Source organism: Mangrovicoccus ximenensis (assembly GCF_003056725.1).
Lineage (GTDB): Bacteria > Pseudomonadota > Alphaproteobacteria > Rhodobacterales > Rhodobacteraceae > Mangrovicoccus > Mangrovicoccus ximenensis.
Genome location: NZ_QBKZ01000002.1, coordinates 1 through 18,927, shown reverse-complemented (window position 1 = coordinate 18,927; position 18,927 = coordinate 1). Strand labels below are relative to the sequence as shown.

Sequence of the window (18,927 nt, the reverse complement as noted above, 5' to 3'; positions counted from 1 at the left end):
GCTTCACCCCCGAGACCTACCGGCTGGTCTGCATGATGGATGGCAGCCGCACGCTTGAGGAGATCTGGGAGCACGCGGTCGCGGCCTTCGAGATCGACGCGGTCACCCAGGACGAGCTGGTGCGCCTCGTCGGACAGCTCTATTCGGCGGATGTGCTGTCGGGCGATGTTCCTGCCGACATCATCGAGATCTCCGAGCGCGGCCGCCGCCAGGCGCGGCAGACGCTGATCCGCTCGGTGCTGAACCCGCTGGCGCTGCGCCTGCCGGTCTTCGACCCCGAGGACTTCCTGCGCGCGACTTTCCCGCTGGTGCGGCCGTTGCTGAGCTGGTTCGGGGTCCTGCTCTTCCTCTGCGTGGTCGGCTGGGGCGTGGTCACCGCGGCGCTGAACTGGGGGCCGCTGACCGAGAACGTGCTCGACCGGACGCTGGCGCGGGACAACATCCTGCTGCTGTTGCTGGCCTATCCCTTCGTGAAGGCCTGCCACGAGCTGGGCCATGCCTATTTCATCAAGCGCTGGGGCGGCGAGGTGCACGAGATCGGGATCATGTTCCTGGTCTTCATGCCGGTGCCCTATGTCGATGCCTCCGACAGCATCGGCTTCCCGCAGAAATGGCGCCGGGCGGCGGTCTGCTCGGCCGGCATCCTCGTCGAGATCCTGCTTGCCGCCATCGCGATGATCGTCTGGGCCCATGCCGAGGAGGGCATCCTGCGGGCGCTGGCCTTCAACGTCATGCTGATCGGCGGGGTGTCGACGCTGCTGTTCAACGGCAATCCGCTCCTGCGCTTCGACGGCTACTACGCGCTCTGCGACATCCTCGAGATCCCCAATCTTGGCCAGCGCTCGAACCGCTATCTCGGCTACCTGATCCAGCGGCACGGCTTCGGCATGGACTGGGCGGAGTCGCCGGTGACCGGACGGCATGAACCTTTCTGGTTCGTCACCTATGCCATCGCTGCCTGGGTCTACCGCTTCTTCATCATGGTGGCGATCGTCGGGCTGGTGGCGACGCGGTTCTTCTTCATCGGGGTGATGCTGGCGGTCTGGGCGCTGTTCCTGATGCTGGTGCTGCCGGTGCTGAAGGGCATCTGGTGGCTCTTCACCTCGCCCGCGCTGCGCCGCCACCGCGGCCGCGCCTTCGCCGTGACCGGCGGCGCGCTGGCGGCGGTCCTCGGCTGTCTCCTCTTCGTGCCGGTGCCGCAGAACACGATTGCCGAGGGCGTGGTGATCCCGCGTCCCGACGCCTTTGCCAACGCGACCTGGGACGGCCAGGTGCGCGAGGCCCTCGGGCGCGGCCGATCCGCAATTCGGCATCATCGCCGACAGCCTGACCAAGGCCGCGCGGCTTGCGGTCTCCGAAGCCGAGCCGGGGCTGGTGACGCTGCGCACCTATTCGACCGCCGCCGATCCCGGCCGCGCCCAGCAGGCCGCGCAGCAGGCCAAGGCGGAAGGCGCCAACATCATCCTCGGCCCGCTCCTGGCGCAGAACGCCGCCGCCGTCGGCACCGTGATGGCCTCGACGAACACCGCCGTTCTGACCTTCTCGAACAATTCCGACATCGCCGGGCGCAACGTCCTGATGATGAGCGACACCTTCGACAACCGCGCCGCCGAACTGGGCAGCTATGCCGCCAGCCAGGGCAAGCGCCGGGTGTTCATCATCCACGCCAATTCGACCGCCGAGGAAGCGATCCGCGACGCCGCGGTCCGCGGCCTCTCGGGCACCGGCGTGCAGGTGGTGGGCACCGGGTCCTTCGACCTGTCGCAGGAGGGCCTGACCGCCGCGCTGCCGGGCATCGCCGCCTCGGCGCGCGCCGCAGGCGCCGACAGCCTGCTGCTGACCTCGGACACCAATGCCGCGCTGCCGACGCTGGTCGGGCTGCTGCCGGATTACGGCCTGCCGCCGAACGAGTTCCAGTACATGGGCATGACCCGCTTCGACCGTCCGCCCTCCGCCACCTCACTGCCGGGGCTGCAGGGCGGCTGGTACACCATGCCCGACACCACTCCGGTCGGCGAGTTCAACCAGCGCTACATCGCCGCCAACGGCAATGCCCCGCACCTGCTGGCGCCGCTGGCCTATGACGGCATCCGCGTGATCGCCGAACAGGCGCGCAAGTCCGGCCCGGCCGGGCTGACCCCGCAGGCGCTGTCGAGCGCGGGCGCCTTCTCGGGCGCGACCGGCACCTTCCGCTTCCTGTCGGACGGCACCAACCGCCGCAGCCTGTCGATCGCCACGATCCGCAGCAACACCGTAACCATCCTCAAACAGGCTTCCTCCCGTCTTGGCGCATTCGGTTCCTGATCGTTCCCTCCTCCGCACGGACGCCTATGTCCCGCCTGCCGACCTGATCCTGCCTCCGGACGAGATCTTCGACATCGCGCGGATCCACGCCGCCCTCGACACCCTGGCCGAAGAGGCCGGGGACAGCCGGGGCATCCAGCAGGGGGCGGTGGAAATCCTGATGCTGGCGCGCAAGGGCGGCGACAAGGCGATCACCGAGGCCGTCCGCCGCGCGCCGATGCAGTCGGGCCGCGCCGTGCGCTCCTGGGCCTATCTGATGGACTGCATCACGCGGACCGTCTTCGAGGTGGCGACGCGCTACCTGCACCCGGCCCAGTCGCGCAACCAGCTCAAGGGGCTGGCGCTCCTGTCGGTCGGCGGCTACGGCCGCGCCGAGATGGCGCCGCATTCCGATGTGGACCTCTTGTTCCTGACCCCGTCCAAGCCCTCGGCCTGGGCGGAAAGCGTCATCGAGAGCTGCCTCTACATCCTGTGGGACCTGCGGCTGAAGGTCGGCCATTCCAGCCGCTCGGTCGCCGAGACGCTGACCCGCGCCAAGGGCGACATCACGATCCGCACCGCGGTCCTGGAAACCCGCTACCTGATCGGCAATCCCGAGCTGTTCGAACAGCTCGTCGAGAAGCTGCAGAGCCAGCTCTTCTCGAAAACCGGCCCGGAATTCGTCGCCGCCAAGCTCGAGGAGCGCGCCGCGCGCCACAAGAAGCAGGGCGGCCAGCGCTATGTCGTCGAGCCTAACGTCAAGGAGGGCAAGGGCGGCCTGCGCGACCTGCAATCGCTGTTCTGGATCGCGAAATACCTGCACGGGGTCGATGACGCCGCCGATCTGGTCGATCTGGGCGTCTTCACCCAGGACGAATTCGACCGCTTCGACCGCGCCGAGCGCTTCCTGATGGCGGTGCGCAACCAGCTGCACCTGATCGCCGGGCGCGCGCTGGACCAGCTGACCTTCGACATGCAGGTCGAGGTGGCCGAGAAGCTGGGCTATGTCGACCGCGGCGGCCGCCGCGCGGTCGAGCATTTCATGCAGGACTATTTCCGCCACGCCACCACGGTGGGCGAGCTGACGCGGATCTTCCTCACGCAGATCGAGGCGACCCACGTCACCAAGACCTCCTTCATCGAGAACATCCGCAAGCTCGGCCGCAAGCCGAAAGTGCCGGAGAATTTCGAGGTCCAGCACGGCCGCCTGCGCCATTCCGACGACGCGGCCTTCCTCTCCGATCCGCTGAACTTCCTGCGGATGTTCGAGGAGGCGCTGGATACCGGGCTCCTGATCCATCCCGACACGATGCGGCTGGTGGCGGCAAACCTGCACCTGATCGACTCGAAGATGCGGCAGAACCCGCATGCCAACGAGATCTTCCTCAGGCTGCTCCTGGAACACGGCAACCCCGAACGCGCGCTGCGCCGGATGAACGAACTGGGCGTGCTCGGCGCCTTCATCCCGGAATTCCAGCCGGTCGTGGCGATGATGCAGTTCAACATGTACCACCAGTACACGGTGGACGAACACACCATCCAGTGCATCTCCACCCTAGCCGAGATCGAGCGCGGCGAGCTGAAGGACGGCCTGCCCGCCGCCAGCCGGGTGATGGCCGAGGGCTCGGTCAACCGCCGGGTGCTGTATCTGGCGCTGTTCTTCCACGACATCGGCAAGGGCCGCAACGAGGACCATGCGGTTCTGGGCGCGCGCATCGCCCGCAAGGTGGCGCCGCGCTTCGGCCTCGACGAGCAGGAATGCGAAACCGTCGAATGGCTGGTGCGCCAGCACCTCCTGATGTCGGACATGGCGCAGAAGCGCGACCTTTCGGATCCGCGCACGATCCGCGACTTCGCCCGCGCGGTGCAGACCAAGCGGCGGCTCGACCTCCTCCTGGTGCTGACCTGCTGCGACATCATCGGGGTCGGCCCGAATGTCTGGAACAACTGGAAGGCGACGCTGCTGCGGCGGCTCTACGGGCTGACCGAGACGGCGCTGGCCACCGGGATGGAGCATCTCAACCGCGACGCGCTGGCCTCCGAGGCCAAGGAGCGCCTCGCCGGAGCCCTGTCCGGCTGGCCCTCGGAAAAGCTCGAGGCCGAACTGGAGCGCCATTACCCGCCCTATTGGCAGGGCCTGGCGACCAATACCCAGGCGATCTTCGCGCGGCTGCTCGACGGGCTTCCGGCAGACGAGATCCGGCTGGAGCTGACCGAAGCCGAGGAGATGGACGCCACCCAGTGCTGCTTCGCGATGCAGGACCATCCGGGCATCTTCGCCAGGCTCGCGGGCGCGCTGGCACTGGTCGGCGCGAACGTGGTCGATGCGCGCAGCTTCACCACCAAGGACGGCTATGCCACCGCCACCTTCTGGATCCAGGATGCCGACGGCCACCCCTACGGGCCCGACCGCATGGACCGGCTGCGCAGCATGATCCACAAGACCCTGCTCGGCGAGGTCGTGGCGCGCGAGGCGATCAAGTCGCGCGACAAGATCAAGAAGCGCGAGCGCAAGTTCGAGGTGCCGACCAAGATCCTCTTCGACAACGAGGGGTCGGACATCTACACGATCATCGAGGTGGACACCCGCGACCGTCCCGGCCTGCTCTACGACCTGACCCGGACCTTCGCGAACAACCATGTCTACATCGCCTCGACGCAGATCGCGACCTATGGCGCTCAGGCGGTCGACACCTTCTACGTCAAGGACATGTTCGGGCTGAAGATCGTCAGCCCCGGCAAGCAGGACTCGCTCTCGAAGAAGCTCGAGGAATCGATCCGCAAGGGCGCGATGCGCGCCACCGAGTGAGGACATCTTGAAACCGATACGCCTGATTTCGGGCTTCGTCACCGTGGGCGGCTGGACTATGGCCAGCCGCCTTCTCGGTTTCGCCCGCGACATCCTGCTGGCCGTTATCCTCGGGACCGGCCCGGTGGCCGAGGCCTTCCTGGTCGCCTTCGCCCTGCCCAACATGTTCCGCCGCTTCTTCGCCGAAGGCGCCTTCAACATGGCCTTCGTGCCGATGTTCTCGAAGCGCGTCGAGGATCCCGAAAAGGCGCGCGCCTTCGCGCAGGAGGCCTATTCCGGCCTCGGCTTCGTGCTGGTCGTCTTCTCGGCGGCGGGCGTCATCGCGATGCCGCTCCTAGTGCTTGCCATGGCGGCGGGCTTCGCGGACGACATCCGCTTCGAGCTGGCCGTCGAGTTCGGCCGGGTCTGCTTCTTCTACATCCTCTTCATCTCGCTCGCCGCGCTGCTGACCGGCGTTCTGAACGCGATCGGCCATTTCACGGCGGGGGCCGCCGCGCCGGTGGTTTTGAACATCATCCTCGTCGCGGCGCTGGCGCTGGCCCAGAGCGGAATCATCCCGGTGTCGCCCCGTGCCGAGGAGATCACCGGCCTCCATGCCGGGCGCATCCTGGTCTGGGGCGTGCTCGCCGCCGGGATCGGGCAATTCCTGCTGCTGTGGTGGACCGCGCGGAAATGGGGCTACCGGATGGGGATCACCCGGCCGCGCTTCACCCCCGACATGCGCCTGCTGGTGAAGGTCGCGGTGCCTGCCGCGCTGGCCGGCGGCGTCGTGCAGGTCAACCTGCTGGTCGGCCGCCAGGTGGCCAGCTATTTCGACGGCGCGGTTGCCTGGCTCGCCTATGCCGACCGGCTCTACCAGCTGCCCTTGGGCGTGGTCGGCATTGCAGTCGGCGTGGTTCTGCTGCCGGACCTGTCGCGCCGGCTGGCCGCCGGGGACGAGGCCGGGAGCCGCCACGGGCTCAATGGGCGCGCCGCAAAGCCCATTGCGTCCTCCGCCTGCGTGACGCTGCGATGCCCGGCACCGTCCGCATGGGCGGCCGCCCCGGCATCAGCGCCATCCCTCTCCGCCCCGGGCGCCGCGTCGGCCCTGCGTGTCCGGACTGCTCCCCCCGGGGACTCCCGGCTCCGGCTTGCCTGTCCCGCGTCCCGGGTTGCGGAGCAGAGCGAAACTCCCTGCAGCGAATGGCAAGCGTTCCCGGAAACCGGTCCCGGCACCTCCATCCAACGGCACCGGCCCAGATCAGCGCCGCATGCCAATATGGATGGCGGTTTATTTTCCGCGTTTTCCAAATGTTGAAAGGCCGGCCGCGCCACTCGCGCGGTACGGCGACTCGCAAGGGACCTTCAAGTCGTCTCTGGCAAGGCCTTTGCCGCCGGGGACGGGTCACGCAGGTCCTGATGGGATCGCGCATTCCGTCGCCGCATTGCCGCACCTGCCCAAGGAGCTGCCCGGGCTGGCCTCGGTTCGTGATCGGCTTCCGGCGGACGGGGCCCGTCCTTCCGGCGGTTCGAACTCCTCGGTGCGGATGACCCGGAGCCCCTGATGCCGGCATGTCCGCTGCCTTCCGGTCGGCGGGCGGACCGTCATCGCCGCATGCCGGACCGAGAGCAGCGCGCGATGACCGTTGCCCTGCGCATCGCGGAACCGTCCTTCGCCGGAGCCTTTGGACGGCACCCGCGCCATGACCTTGGCGATGGCCGTGCCGCCATCCTCTGCCAGGCGGTCGCCGCAGCTCCGGACCGGCAGTTTGCTCCCGAGTTCCTCGGCCAGACAGCAGAGCTTGCAGATGTCGCGCCCGCGGCCGCCGGCATGAACGCAGCGCTCCGGCGCACCTGCCAGTCCGGCGGACAGGTGCCGCTCGCCGAGCCGACGCATGCTTTCCGTCTGGCCGATGGGCACGCGGGCCGGGTTGATCTTGCGCTTGGGCGCGGCAGTGCCCTTGACTGCGGCGCGGGACAAGACCTTTGCCGCCGCCGGCCCGAGGGGCAGCCCGTCCGGCGTGATCGCCAGCCCGGCAGGGATCCGGATCCCTCAGATGGCGTGCGTCCTGCGGCGGCGGGCCGGCAACCTGTGCCCGGTCGGGACATGGGGGACGCCGATCTTCTCCGGGGCCGCGCGCGTGACGTTGAATTCCGCGGTGTCCCGAGGGATCGGATCGGGAGCTGTGGTTGTCCGCCTGCGCAGGGCGGATGCCGCGGCATGCCCCTTTGGGATCCTGTCTTCTCCGACATTTCCGCCGGAAAGGAACCGGCAGGCCGCCTTGGCGCTCGACCAGTCCCGGAACGCCGCGGGCAGCGATTTCCCGGCCGCTCCCCGAGCACATCGGGCACCGCCCCGAGCCCGCGGTTCAGCCGTTCATCCCCCGGGCCGGACCCCGGCGGTTTCCGTTTCCGCCCGGCTTTGCTCCAGGCCCGCACCTCACGCATTCGGTGCCACATGGCGGCTCGTGATCCTGTCCTTGTCGCCAAGGCCTGCGCTGGTCGCGGACCCAATTCACCGCACCACTGGTGGGCAACGGCACGGCCGGGCGGACGCAGACGAGTGCCGCGGTCCGCCCGCGGTCACCGGCATGGCCGCAGAGGCAGCCCTTGCGGATGCCCCGCGACCGGGCGCCGGACCGCGCAATTTCCGTCCCGGGCGCTGCCGGGGATGTTCTTCCCCGTTCCCCGATCGAAACTCCGGTCACCCCGCGCGCAGGAAATCCGAAAGGACCGCCTGCGCGGCGGCCAGATCGGACGGACGGACCGACTCTGCCGGGTTGTGGCTGATGCCGTCGCGGCAGCGCACGAAAAGCATCGCATAGCCGCAGAGCGCGGTCATGTGCGCCCCGTCATGCCCTGCCCCGCTGAGCAGATCCGGGACCTCCCGGTTCCCCGCCGCCGCGGCAGCCGCGTGCAGCTTCGCGCGGAGCCCCGGATCGCAAGGCGCGCTGTCCGCCTCGCTGAGGATGCGCAGGCCGAAGCCGGTGCCGCGGCATGTGGCCGCCATGGTCCGGGGCCCATGCCGGACGGCCGGGGCCCATGCCGCGGTTCCCGGCCTCGATCCGGTGGAAATGAGCCATTGTTCCGCCATTGGTCCGAGGACAATGGCGACTGCGATGCGCCGGAGCCCCTCGGCGGCGATCGTCACGCCGAAGGCGTGCCTTCGGCACGACCCCGTCCCGGTCGAATGTTTCCCGCAGCTTGCGCCGCGCATGTGCCCGGCAATGCGCGACGGTGACCGGGGCGCCGCCCTTGCGGGAGGGGCGCGCCAGCCGGTTGCAGCCCGGATAGCCGTCCGTTGCCCGGCAGGCGATTGCTTGCAATCGCCGAGAGGGGAGCTGCAGGATGCCGCCGAAGCCGGCCAGGAACGTCCCGGCATGCTCGCCGCCGCGGCCCGGGGGCGTGGAAACAGACAGGGGCCGGCGCTGCCATCACAGGGGAGGGCGGTGTCGGACGTCCGGCCGGTGGCGCCATGCGGGCGGGCCTGCGCGCGCGCCGGTCCGGGAATGTCGATGTGCTGCCCGCGGAAGCGGCGTCCTGCCATGTGAGGCGCCAGAGGCCGTGATCGCCGGCTGCAGCCGTTCCCTTTCGGGACTGCCTCTCCCCGTTCCGGCCCGCCATTCCGCGGAAGACCGGACGGCCGCCCTGCGGACAGGGACTTGCGGGGCGGGTCCGGATCAGCCCGCCACGGCCTTGGCTTCTGCGAGGATTTCTGCCAGCACCGACACGGCCAGCGTCCCGGCATCGCGCGCCGAGGGGATCAGTCCGACGGGCCCGTGCAGCCGCGCGCGGTCTTCCGCGCCGACGCCCATCGCCTCCAGCTCCAGCATCCGCGCGTCGCGCGCCCGCTGCGAGCCCTGCGAGCCGATGTAGAAGGCGTCGGTGGCCAGCAGATCCCGCAGGATCTCCGGCTCCCAGTCATGGTCGTGGAAGAACAGGACCGCCGCCGTCCAGGCATCCGCCGTCACGCCGCCGGGCAGCGCCTTCTGCACGAGCTGCTCGGTCGCGCAGCCCGCGCCGCGGCCCAGTTCCAGCGTCTCGGGATCGGGCGACAGGAGCAGGTTCGGATAGCCTGCCGACTGGACCAGTGCGGCGAAGGTGGAGGCCTCGGGCCCCTTGCCGAAGACCAGGAATTTCAGCGGCGGATCGTAGCGCACGCAGAACGTGCTGCCGTCCCAGCCGGTCGCCCCCTCGTCCGCCAGCGCCATCGCGCCCGTGTCCCGGTCGATCCTCAGCACGCAGGGTACGCGGGCCGAGCGCCGTGCGGTGACGGATTGCATCAGGCCCGGATCGGGCCTCGGCACCAGGAGGATGTCGAGCCCGCCGCCGCAGGGCAGCTGGATGTCGATGAAGGGCGAGCCGCGGCCATAGCGGATCGCCGCCGGGATGCCGGTCTCCAGAACCTTCATCGCATGGATCATGATGTCCGACTCGATGCAGCCCGAGGACAGCGTGCCGGCGCGCTCGCCGGTATCGAACAGTGCCATCGCCGCGCCGACCGGACGGTAGGACGGGCCCTCGACCCCGGTGATCACGGCGAGCACCGCATCGGAACCGCTCCCGGCCAGCGCCTCGATCGGGTCGCGCGCCAGAACGGAGGTCGGGTTGAGGAAATTCATGGCCGGTCCTTCCATGCTGCTTTGGTCCTATGTCGGTCTCCGCGCCCGGAATGGCAAGGTCCGGGCGTGGACAGCGGCTCGGCCGGTCTATACCACGGAAATTGGGCACCGGCGGGGAGGACGAAGGTGGCAGGGATACCGGGTTCGATCGAGGATACGCTGGAGATGCTGGCGGGCGAGGACTATGTCTGCAGCCGCGCGCTGGGAACCGTGGCCTTCCTGTCGCTGAAGCTCGGCAAGCCGCTGTTCCTCGAAGGGGAGGCGGGCACCGGCAAGACCGAGATCGCCAAGGCGCTGGCCGCCGGGCTCGGGCGCAACCTGATCCGGCTGCAATGCTACGAAGGGCTCGACAGCGCCTCGGCGATCTACGAATGGAACTTTGCCGCGCAGATGATCGCCATCCGCACCGCCGAGGCCGCGGGGCAGGCCGACCGCAAGGCTTTGCAGACGGAGCTGTTCTCCGACGACTATCTTGTCCGCCGCCCGCTCCTGCAGGCGATGTCGCCCGATCCGAAGGGCGCGCCGGTCCTGCTGATCGACGAGGTCGACCGCACCGACGAGCCCTTCGAGGCCTTCCTTTTGGAGGCGCTCAGCGATTTCCAGGTGACGGTGCCGGAGTTGGGCACGATCCGCGCGCCCGAGCCGCCCATCGTCATCCTGACCTCGAACCGCACCCGCGAGGTGCATGACGCGCTGAAGCGGCGCTGCCTCTATCACTGGGTCGACTACCCGAGCTTCGGGCGCGAGATGGAGATCCTGCAGGCCCGCATCCCGGGCGTCTCGGCGCAGCTTTCCGCCGAGGTCGTGGCCTTCGTGCAGGGGCTGCGCGACCAGGACCTGTTCAAATCGCCCGGCGTCGCCGAGACGATCGACTGGGCGCGCTGCCTGATCGCGCTCGACGCCGTGGCGCTGACCCCCGACCTGATCTCGGAGACGCTGGGTGCCGTGCTGAAATACCAGGACGACATCGCCCGGATCGCCGGGTCCGAAGCCGCGCGCATCCTCGAGGAAGCGAAGGCGCGGCTCAGGGAAATGGCGTGACCGCACTGCCCGAAACGCCGGGGCGGTTGCCCGACAACATCGTGCATTTCACCCGTGCCCTGCGGAAGGCCGGGGTCAAGGTCGGCACCAACCAGGTCGAGGACGCGGTGCGCGCCGTCGCCGTGGCGGGTTTCACCGAAAAGCGTGACTTCTATCACACGCTGCGCGCCTGCCTGATCACCCGGGCCGAGCATCTCGACCTCTACGACCAGGTTTTCGCGATGTTCTGGCGCGATCCGGAATTCCTCGAGAACATGATCCACATGCTGTCGCCCGCGATCCGCAAGGACGAGGAGCGCGCGAAGCCCCGTTCGGCCGAGCGCCGGGCCGCCGAGGCGCTGACCGATGCGCCAGAGCCAAAGCGCCAGGCCGGGGAGCGCGAGGAACTGCAGATCGAGGCCTCCCTGAGCTGGTCGGCCAGCGAGCGGCTCCGGGCGATGGATTTCGAGCAGATGAGCCTGGCCGAGACCCGCGAGGCCGAGGCCGCGATCCGCCGCCTCCGCCTGCCGGTGCCGCCCCTGAAGAGGTCGGCCACGGCCACCCGGCCGCCATTGGCCGCGAAGACCCTTGCGCAGGCCGCGCCCATGCCGCTGCCGGCACCGACGACCAGCGCCGCCAGCCCCTCGATCGGCGAGTTGCGCATCCAGTCGGCCGGGCGGGTGTCAGTCTCGTCGCTCAAAGCTCTCTCCTTCCAGGATCGGATCGGCTGCGGCCGGGGACCTGCGCCCCCGGCCGGCGGTGTCATTCGAGGCCGTAGGTCTCGACATCGACCTTGCCGAAGATCTCGCGGTCCAGAAGCGCCGTGACCGCGTCAAGATCGGTGCGGTCGACCTCGGCCAGCAGGCCCTTCCACTTCTCGAAAGTGGCCGTGAAATTGTCGATCAGCGGCTGGGCATCCTCGATGCCGCGCTTCTCGCGGGTGGCTTCGGGCAGCCCCTCGAGGAACTGCTCGGCATAGGCGGCCAGCGTCTCGGTCCCGGCGGCTTCCGGCTGGTTCAGCGCGACCCCGGCCGCGGCGGCGGCCTCGAAGGCCTTTTCGGTATTGCCCGCCCAGTCGATCATGCTGCGTGCGGTCGCCCGCGACAGCGCGTTCAGGAGGATGCGGCGCTCCTCGGGGCTGCGGTCGGTCCAGAAATCGCGGTTGAAGTAGTAGCCGCCATTCGCGTTGGAGCCGAGCGGCAGCAGGTAGACCGACTTCGCCACTTCGGAGAGCTTGAAGAAATCGGTCAGGAACAGCGGCGTGCCCATCGCGCAATCCAGCGACTTGCGCTGGATGCCGGTGTAGATTTCCGGCCCCGGCACCGCGACGGTGACGCCGCCGACCGCCTCGGTGAAGCCGACCTGCGCGCTGGAAGACGTGCGGATCTTGCGGCCCTGGAAGTCGTCGATGGAGTCGGCCTCGAAGCCGCAGATCAGGCTGTAGATGCCGATGGTGAAGCCGGTGGCGAAGACCAGGTCGAGCTCGTCCACCTCTGCCTGCAGCATCGGGTCGAAGAAGTTCAGCTCGGTCGAGGTGAAGGCCAGCGCCATCTGGTCGTCCGCCACGAAGGACAGGTCGGCGATGACGTTGTTCACCGGCATGTCCGACGGAATGTAGGCCGCGGTGATGTTGGCGAGCTGTGCCACGCCGCTGGCCAGCCCCGGCAGCGTGCCGTCGGCCGGAAGCAGCATGCCGCCCGGGAAAATCTCGAAATCGATGCTGCCGCCCGAGGCCTCGCGGACTTGGGTAGCGACATCCGTGAGGAAGGTGTCGTTGGGCGATCCGGCCGCGTTCCAGGTGGCGGCGCGGAAGGTCTCTGCCGATGCGGGCAGCCCTGCGGCGGCTATCGCGGCGGCGGCCGCGAATGATGCGAATTTCATGGTGTTCCTCCCAGAACGTGGCTTCAGTCTTCTTGTTGTCGAGAGTGTCCGTGCCGCGGTCATTGCATGATCCCCGGCAGGAAGAGCGTGATCGCCGGGAACAGGATCAGCAGAAGCAGCGTGATGATGTCGGTCAGGATGAACCAGGACGTGCCCTTGAAGATCTCGCCCAGCGACACTTCGGAACCGAGCGCGCTGCGGATCACGTAGACATTCAATCCGACCGGCGGGGTGATCATGCCGATTTCCAGCAGCTTGATCGCGATGATGCCGAACCACACCATGTCGACGCCCAGACCGTTCAGGATCGGCTGGATGATCGGGATGGTCAGCAGCATGATCGACACGCTGTCGACGAACATGCCCAGGAGCACGTAGATCACCGCGATCGCCAGGATGATCGCGAAGGTCGAGCTGACATGGTCGAGCATCGCGCCCGAGAGCGCATCCGGCAGGCCCGAGAGCCCCATGAAGACCGCGAACATGGTTGCGCCGATGGCGATGATGAAGATCGAGGCGGTGCCCTCGGCGGTCTCGATCAGCGCGCGCAGCACGGCCTTGCCCGAGAGCGAGCGGCGCAGCGCCGCGATCAGCACAGCGAGCCCCGCCCCGATGGCGCCGGCTTCGGTGGGCGAGAAGATGCCCGCGAAGATCCCGCCCAGAACGCCCAGGATCAGCGCCGGCAGCGGCCAGATGTCCCTCAGCGCGGCCCATTTCTCGTCGCGCGTGTAGGTGGCGCGGTTGACCGGGCCGAGCTCGGGATTGGCCATGCAGCGGATGGTGATCATCGCGATATAGGCGACGGCCGAGAGAATGCCGGGGATCACCCCCGCCACGAAGAGCGCGCCGATCGAGGTATCGGTGAAGATGCCGTAGAGGATCAGCAGGATGCTCGGCGGGATCAGCGATCCGAGCGTGCCCGCGGCGGCGACCGATCCGGTGGCCAGCGACGGGCGGTAGCCCGATTTCAGCATCTCGGGCACCGCGATGCGCGAGAAGGCGGCCGCTGTGGCGACGCTGGAACCCGAGGCCGAGGCGAAGAGCGCGGAGGCCACGACGGTGGAGGAGGCGAGACCGCCGGGGATGCGCCCGACGACGATCCGCGCCGAGGCGAAGAGCCCGTTGGTCAGCCCGGCCTGCGCCGCGATATAGCCCATCAGCAGGAACATCGGCACCGCGCTGAGGCTCCACTGGGCGATGAAATTGGCCGGGATCGCGGTCAGGATGCCCCAGGCCGCGCCGGTGGTGGTGATCGCGGCGATGCCGCCGAAGGCGACGATGCCCAGAACCACGCCGACCTGCATCCTCAGCGCGATCAGCACCAGCGAGATGACGATGCCGGCAATGCCGATTTCGAGACGATCCATCAGACGGGTTCCTTGACTTCGGTATGGCCGGCCATCGGGCGGGCGAAGGTGGTGACCTCTTCCCAGTCATCGCGGGTCAGCGCCTGCACCAGCCGCAGGAGGCTGATCGCGGCGGCGAAACCGAGCCCCGCCGGCAGCATGAAGGTCGCGGGCCAGGTGTAGACCGTGATCTGCCCGTCGATGTATTCGTTCTTGGCCATGGCCTTCATCGCGTCGTGGAAGCTCTGCCAGGTCAGCAGCGAGAAGAAGGCGAGCTGCCCGATGAAGGCGAGCACGACGCAGGCGCGCCGCAGCCGCGGGCCGAACATGCCGTAGAACAGGTCGACCGAGATGCCGGTATTGCGCGCCTCGACGAAGGCCAGCGGCAGGAAGACCGCCGCCAGCATGTAGTAGCGCGCGACGATCTCGGCGGTGCCCGGGATCGGCTTGTTGAGGAAATACTTCATCCCGACGTCCAGGCAGACATGCACTGCCATCGCCAGGAGGAACGCTCCCGACAGCCAGACCAGGAGTTTCGCGGACAGCGTCAGGATCCGCTCTATTGCTTGCATCTCGGTTCACCTCCCTTCCGGCGCGGGTGGCATGCGGGCGCCGGACTGCACGGGAGGTTCGCTCCTCCCGTTTGCATGCCGGGGAAGTGCAAACGGCATGCCAGACTGCGGCACTGCCTCGCTTTCCGCAGCGGCGCCATCCGGACCGGCAGGGATATGCCCCGCTGCCGCCAGCCTTCTTGCGCGGCAGCGCGGGCTGCGCCATGTCCGGAGTCCGGGCCGGGAGCGCCCTCCCGGAAAACCGCCCGGCGTCCCCCAAGCCTTGGCAGTCTGGCGCCTTCCCGCAGAGCAGCGGCGCAGGCCTGCCCGGCCGTCCCGTGCACATGGCAAAGGAGCCTCGTCCTCCGCGGGCGGCACAGCGCTCCGCCGCTTGCCGCATATGCGCCGCCCCGTCCGGCTGCGGGGCAAGGTCCGCAGCCGGCCTGGCTTGCGGGACTGCGGCGCGCGGATGCCCTCAGCCCTGCGCCCGGTGCTCGCGCCAGATGGTGAAGCCGCCGCTGGCGATGATCACCGCCGCCCCGAGAAACACCGCCGGTTCGGGGATCTCCCGCCAGACCGCCCAGCCGAGCAGCGTCGCCCAGACCAGCGCGGTATAGTCGAGCGGTGCCACCACGACCGCGGGGGCCAGCCGGAAGGCTTGGGTGATCATCGTCATACCCGCGGTGCCGAAGACCGAAATCGCCGCGCAGAGCCACAGGTCGCCCGCCCGCAGCGGCACCCAGAAGAACGGAACAGCGAGCGCGCTGATCAGCGCCCCCGCCCCGGTGAGGTAGAGCAGCAGGGTCCAGACGCTCTCGCCGCGGTCGACCCAGCGGGCGCTGACCATCAGCAGCGCATAGAGAAGCGCGGTCGCGACCGGCAGGAGCGAGGCCGCGCTGAACGTCTCGGCGCCGGGCCGGATGGCCACGAGCACCCCGAGAAACCCGGCGAGCACCGCCAGCCAGCGCCGCCAGCCGACCTGTTCGCCGAGAAAGAGCGCCGAGATCGCGGTGATGAACAGCGGCGCGACGAAGACCAGCGCCGTCGCTTCCGCCAGCGGCATCAGCCGCAGGCTGGAGAAGAACAGGAAGGCCGCCCCGATCCATAGCACCCCGCGCAGCAGATGCGCCGCGGGCCGCGCCGAGCGCAGCGCCCCCGGCCCGCCCATCCGGACCGCGACTGCCAGTGCGACCGGAAGCGCCATCAGGTTGCGCAGGAACAGGATCTGCATCGGGTGGTAGCTTTCGGCCAGCAGTTTGGCGATCGCGTCGTTGATGCTGAGGCAGGCGACGCCTGCGCACATCAGCAGCATCCCCGCGGTGCCGTGCCGCGGCGCTGTGCCGGTTTCTGTCCGCATGCCTGTCTCCTGAGCCTGCCGCGGCGCGCGGCGCCGGGCGTGTCCGGCTCTCATGGCAGATTGCGCCATGGCCAGGCAAGCACCGGTTCCGCCAGGGCGCTCCGCCGCGGCCCGCGGGATAGCTGCGAGCCTGCGATGGATGACCTGCGGCAAAGACGTGCGGATCCTCCGCCCGCACTCGGCCGGCCGGGTCCATGAGGAGAGAGCCTCCATTGGCGCGGGCTCCGGCGCCGATCTGCACTTTGGGCTGCCGGAAGCCTCCCCGATCGGCGCCCGGTCCCGCCGCGCTCCGCCAGGCTGCGGAACCGGGATTCCTGGCGCGGTCGCGGCGGCCCCCTTCCGGCCAAAGCCGGGCCCACGGCCGCCTCGGCGCCCGGCGGGCGGCTGGTTACCGTCAGGCGGCCGACCGCGCCGAGCGACGGCAGCGCCTCGCCGCGGAAGCCGAAGCTGTGGATGTTCAGCAGGTCGCTGCCGTCGATCTTGGAGGTGGCGTGGCGCGCCATGGCCAGCGGCAGGTCGGCCGCCGCGATGCCATGGCCGTCATCGGTCACCCGGATCAGCGTCTTGCCGCCATCGGCATAGTCGATCTCGATCCGGCTGGCGCCCGCGTCGAGCGCGTTTTCCACCAATTCCTTCACCGCCGAGGCAGGCCGCTCCACCACCTCGCCGGCGGCGATGCGGTTGATGGCGGCCTCGTCGAGCTGGCGGATCGGGGCAGAGCTGATATTGCGGTTGTGCGCGTTCATTCCACAAGGGATAGCATGGACACGGGCGCTGTCCAAGCGAGTCGCAGGACTATTGCGGCGGCCAGGGACGGGCGGCCTCGGCCTCGATCCAGGCCTGCACCCAGGCGGGGGCCGCGGGCTTCGGCCCGTCATAGCCCATCGCGTCGAGCACCCTGTCCGTGGGCACGATGCCGTCCGGATCGGTGACGGCGATGCGCACCAGGATCTGCGAGGTGCACTCGCCCTTCCGCCACATCGACTGGTCGAGATAGAAGAACCGCGCATCCCAGGCCGCCAGCCGCACCCGCGATTCCACCTTGTGGAAGACCCGCACCCGGCGGCGGTAGCGCACCGAGAGCCCCGCGACGGTCATGCCCCAGGCTTCGGCCTTCAGCGTGTCCCAGAGCCCGCAGCGCTTGGCCTGGATCACCCGGGCGACATCGTAGAGCGTCAGCGTGCGGCCGTTGTTGAGCTCGAGGAACATGTCGAGATCCCAGGGCCAGATGCGGTGGGTGGTGACGTGCGGCTCCAGCGGCGAGAGCGGCGGCGCCTTGCGGAAGAGCCACAGATCGACTCCCATGCGGACAAACGGATACATGACGGGCCCCTTTCCAATCCGTCCGAAGGGAGCCGCGGCGGCGCGCCGCGTCAAGCTGGACATGGGGTCCGTTCTTGTTCTTTTTACCCTGAATGCCTAGGTGACGGGCAAATCGCCATTTCCGGTCATTCCCGAGGAGACCCCGCCCATGATCATGATCCTTCAGCTCGTCGACCTGATCCTCAGCGTCGTCTTCTTCGTCATGATCGTGCACATCATCATGAGCTGGCTGATCAATTTCAACGTGCTGAACCTGAGCCAGCCGCTGGTCTACCAGATCTGGGACGGGCTGAACCGGCTGCTGGAGCCGCTCTACCGTCCGGTGCGCCGCTTCCTGCCGGATACCGGCGCGCTGGATCTGGCCCCGCTGGTGGTGTTCATCGCGATCATCGCGATCCGCGACATCATCATCCCCGGCCTCGCCCGCGGCGTCATGATGTGATGGCCGGTCCGGGACCGGCCCGGCGCGCAAGGCCCGACCCGGCTGCCGCTGCGCGCCGGGCCCCGGCCTCCCCGCAGCGACCGGACGCATCCCGCGGGCTGCGCCCGCCCGTCATGCCGTCCTGCATCCGGACGTCCCCCGGCGCAGCGGCACAACGGTTCCGGGCCGCAGGCCGTGCATATTTCTGCAGCCCCGGGCCTCGCAGGCGACCTGCGGCGCTACCCTCCGTCCTGGCGAGGCCTCGCTCGCAGCCTGCCGACGAAAGCCGCCCGAACCGGGATGCAGGGGCCGCCGGCACCCCCCTAGCTTCATGCCCGTTCGCAAGGCATCATGCCCTCCCGCCTTGCGGACCGCTTCGGAGCCGACCGGCTTTCAGTGCCTCTGCGCCCCGCCCCTCACAGGCGGACGCTGCCCGCCGCACGCAAGCCCGGCCCCTGCCGCGCGCTTTGCGGACAGCACCGGACGGGATGGACAGCGGCAGGGGTGCGGCCTATCACTTGCGCCATGGACTGGGATCATGACCTCGATGCGCGCGGGCTGATCTGCCCGCTTCCCGTCCTGAAGGCCCGCAAGCGCCTTCAGGGCATGGCCAGCGGCCAGGTGCTGCGGATGATCGCCACCGACCCGGCGGCGGTGATCGACGTGCCGTTCTTCTGCAGCGAGGCCGGGCACGAGCTGGCCGCCACCGGCGAAGAGGACGGCGCGCAGGTCTATCTGATCCGCAAGGGCTGAGCCCGCTCAGCCCAGCCCGAAAGAGGCATAGGGCAGGTAGCGCACCGGCGTGCCGGGCGTCACCTCCGCCGCGCCGTCGGGCAGCTCCACCAGCCCGTCCGCCCAGGACAGCCCGCTGATCCGGCCCGAGCCCTCGGAGCCGAAGACCTCCGCCTGGCCCTCGGGCGTCAGCCGCGCCCGCAGGTATTCGCGGCGGAGGATCGCGCGCTCCACCTGGGCGCGCGGCGAGCCGCCGGTCAGCGGCGGGGTCATCTCGCTGCCCAGCCGCGGCAGGCCGTGCGACAGCCGGCCCAGCGGCAGATCCAGCGGCCGCGCCATCTGGTTGTCGCGGCGGAAAATCCGCACCGAATGGTCGAATTCCTCGAAACGTTCGGTCACGCCGGTCGGGTTTTCGGAAAGTCCCAGCATCAGGAATCCGCCGGGGGTCAGCGCGTAATGGAACACGCTGGCGGCGACCTTCTGCAGCTTCGGCTCGAAATAGATCGTCAGGTTGCGGCAGGAGATCAGGTCGAGCTTGGAAAACGGCGGGTCCTTGATCAGGCTCTGGTAGGAGAAGCGCACCATGTTGCGCAGCACCTTGCC

At 69.0% G+C, this 18,927-nt stretch carries 15 protein-coding genes and 3 pseudogenes; 8 read left to right on the top strand and 10 right to left on the bottom strand.

All coding sequences use genetic code 11. From position 1 onward, the window contains the following. Nucleotides 1-32: 32 nt before the first annotated feature. The 4 genes and pseudogenes from C7T91_RS38365 to murJ form a co-directional block, all read left to right on the top strand. Nucleotides 33-740: pseudogene (locus tag C7T91_RS38365) on the top strand (site-2 protease family protein); the annotation flags it as partial. Between the two features lie 505 nt (nt 741-1,245). After that, nucleotides 1,246-2,304 (top strand): penicillin-binding protein activator, encoded by a 1,059-nt coding sequence (locus C7T91_RS06365; protein WP_108258546.1) that lies wholly within the window; start codon nt 1,246-1,248, stop codon nt 2,302-2,304. Next, nucleotides 2,285-5,092: a [protein-PII] uridylyltransferase gene (locus C7T91_RS06360; protein ID WP_108258545.1), complete on the top strand. Its 2,808-nt coding sequence runs from the start codon at nt 2,285-2,287 to the stop codon at nt 5,090-5,092. The genes C7T91_RS06365 and C7T91_RS06360 overlap by 20 nt, the downstream gene beginning before the upstream one ends. A gap of 7 nt (nt 5,093-5,099) precedes the next feature. After that, nucleotides 5,100-6,389 carry a murein biosynthesis integral membrane protein MurJ gene (gene murJ / locus C7T91_RS06355; RefSeq protein ID WP_108258544.1) on the top strand — a complete coding sequence of 430 codons (1,290 nt, stop codon included), beginning with the start codon at nt 5,100-5,102 and terminating at the stop codon, nt 6,387-6,389. A gap of 1,386 nt (nt 6,390-7,775) precedes the next feature. On the opposite strand, the gene C7T91_RS34885 is transcribed toward murJ, so the two are convergent. The 3 genes and pseudogenes from C7T91_RS34885 to C7T91_RS06340 all read right to left on the bottom strand — a co-directional run bounded on the left by C7T91_RS34885 (nt 7,776) and on the right by C7T91_RS06340 (nt 9,708). Then, a complete protein-coding gene (locus tag C7T91_RS34885) occupies nt 7,776-8,165 on the bottom strand; it encodes a M20/M25/M40 family metallo-hydrolase (protein ID WP_236638100.1) in 390 nt (129 codons plus the stop codon). A 148-nt stretch (nt 8,166-8,313) separates the two neighbouring features. Continuing rightward, a pseudogene (locus C7T91_RS34880) lies at nt 8,314-8,418 on the bottom strand (hypothetical protein); the annotation flags it as partial. 333 nt (nt 8,419-8,751) lie between these two features. Further along, a complete protein-coding gene (locus C7T91_RS06340) occupies nt 8,752-9,708 on the bottom strand; it encodes an XdhC family protein (protein ID WP_108258541.1) in 957 nt (318 codons plus the stop codon). Between the two features lie 150 nt (nt 9,709-9,858). Between C7T91_RS06340 and C7T91_RS06335 the strand changes: the two genes are divergently transcribed. Beyond that, the gene (locus C7T91_RS06335; protein ID WP_108258841.1) at nt 9,859-10,734 is read left to right on the top strand and encodes an AAA family ATPase; all 876 of its coding nucleotides are present in this window, start codon (nt 9,859-9,861) and stop codon (nt 10,732-10,734) included. Continuing rightward, entirely contained in the window at nt 10,731-11,540 is an 810-nt protein-coding gene (locus C7T91_RS32245; RefSeq protein ID WP_161555763.1) for a hypothetical protein, read from the top strand. The genes C7T91_RS06335 and C7T91_RS32245 overlap by 4 nt, the downstream gene beginning before the upstream one ends. Here C7T91_RS32245 and dctP read toward each other — a convergent pair. The 6 genes and pseudogenes from dctP to C7T91_RS06300 form a co-directional block, all read right to left on the bottom strand. Then, the gene (gene dctP, locus C7T91_RS06325; RefSeq protein ID WP_161555762.1) at nt 11,476-12,594 is read right to left on the bottom strand and encodes a TRAP transporter substrate-binding protein DctP; all 1,119 of its coding nucleotides are present in this window, start codon (nt 12,592-12,594) and stop codon (nt 11,476-11,478) included. The two genes, C7T91_RS32245 and dctP, sit on opposite strands and share 65 nt — an antisense overlap. 59 nt (nt 12,595-12,653) lie before the next feature. Then, a complete protein-coding gene (locus tag C7T91_RS06320; RefSeq protein WP_108258538.1) occupies nt 12,654-13,961 on the bottom strand; it encodes a TRAP transporter large permease in 1,308 nt (435 codons plus the stop codon). After that, entirely contained in the window at nt 13,961-14,512 is a 552-nt protein-coding gene (locus C7T91_RS06315; RefSeq protein WP_108258537.1) for a TRAP transporter small permease, read from the bottom strand. Before C7T91_RS06315 ends, C7T91_RS06320 begins: the two co-directional genes overlap by 1 nt. Before the next feature lie 454 nt (nt 14,513-14,966). Further along, entirely contained in the window at nt 14,967-15,848 is an 882-nt protein-coding gene (locus C7T91_RS06310; RefSeq protein WP_108258536.1) for a DMT family transporter, read from the bottom strand. A gap of 358 nt (nt 15,849-16,206) precedes the next feature. Beyond that, nucleotides 16,207-16,594, bottom strand: a pseudogene (gene mutL / locus C7T91_RS06305) (DNA mismatch repair endonuclease MutL); the annotation flags it as partial. Nucleotides 16,595-16,643: 49 nt separating this feature from the next. Continuing rightward, nucleotides 16,644-17,171, bottom strand: a complete 528-nt coding sequence (locus tag C7T91_RS06300) for an acyl-CoA thioesterase (RefSeq protein ID WP_108258535.1) — start codon at nt 17,169-17,171, stop codon at nt 16,644-16,646. A gap of 148 nt (nt 17,172-17,319) precedes the next feature. On the opposite strand from C7T91_RS06300, the gene C7T91_RS06295 reads away from it, so the two are divergent. Continuing rightward, a complete protein-coding gene (locus C7T91_RS06295) occupies nt 17,320-17,613 on the top strand; it encodes a YggT family protein (RefSeq protein WP_108258534.1) in 294 nt (97 codons plus the stop codon). A 504-nt stretch (nt 17,614-18,117) separates the two neighbouring features. Further along, nucleotides 18,118-18,345 carry a sulfurtransferase TusA family protein gene (locus C7T91_RS06290; protein WP_108258533.1) on the top strand — a complete coding sequence of 76 codons (228 nt, stop codon included), beginning with the start codon at nt 18,118-18,120 and terminating at the stop codon, nt 18,343-18,345. A gap of 6 nt (nt 18,346-18,351) precedes the next feature. Here the strand turns inward: C7T91_RS06290 and C7T91_RS34875 are convergent. Continuing rightward, nucleotides 18,352-18,927, bottom strand: a 576-nt coding sequence (locus C7T91_RS34875; protein ID WP_330848820.1) for a CheR family methyltransferase, incomplete at its 5' end; no start/stop codon positions are given.

Coding starts and splice junctions, on each gene's coding strand:
- C7T91_RS34885 (WP_236638100.1), bottom strand. CDS start 8,165: ATGGCGGAACAATGGCTCATTTCCACCGGATCGAGGCCGGGAACCGCG.
- C7T91_RS06340 (WP_108258541.1), bottom strand. CDS start 9,708: ATGGAAGGACCGGCCATGAATTTCCTCAACCCGACCTCCGTTCTGGCG.
- C7T91_RS06335 (WP_108258841.1), top strand. CDS start 9,859: ATGCTGGCGGGCGAGGACTATGTCTGCAGCCGCGCGCTGGGAACCGTG.
- dctP (WP_161555762.1), bottom strand. CDS start 12,594: ATGAAATTCGCATCATTCGCGGCCGCCGCCGCGATAGCCGCCGCAGGG.
- C7T91_RS06320 (WP_108258538.1), bottom strand. CDS start 13,961: ATGGATCGTCTCGAAATCGGCATTGCCGGCATCGTCATCTCGCTGGTG.
- C7T91_RS06315 (WP_108258537.1), bottom strand. CDS start 14,512: ATGCAAGCAATAGAGCGGATCCTGACGCTGTCCGCGAAACTCCTGGTC.
- C7T91_RS06310 (WP_108258536.1), bottom strand. CDS start 15,848: ATGCGGACAGAAACCGGCACAGCGCCGCGGCACGGCACCGCGGGGATG.
- C7T91_RS06300 (WP_108258535.1), bottom strand. CDS start 17,171: ATGTATCCGTTTGTCCGCATGGGAGTCGATCTGTGGCTCTTCCGCAAG.
- C7T91_RS06295 (WP_108258534.1), top strand. CDS start 17,320: ATGATCATGATCCTTCAGCTCGTCGACCTGATCCTCAGCGTCGTCTTC.
- C7T91_RS06290 (WP_108258533.1), top strand. CDS start 18,118: ATGGACTGGGATCATGACCTCGATGCGCGCGGGCTGATCTGCCCGCTT.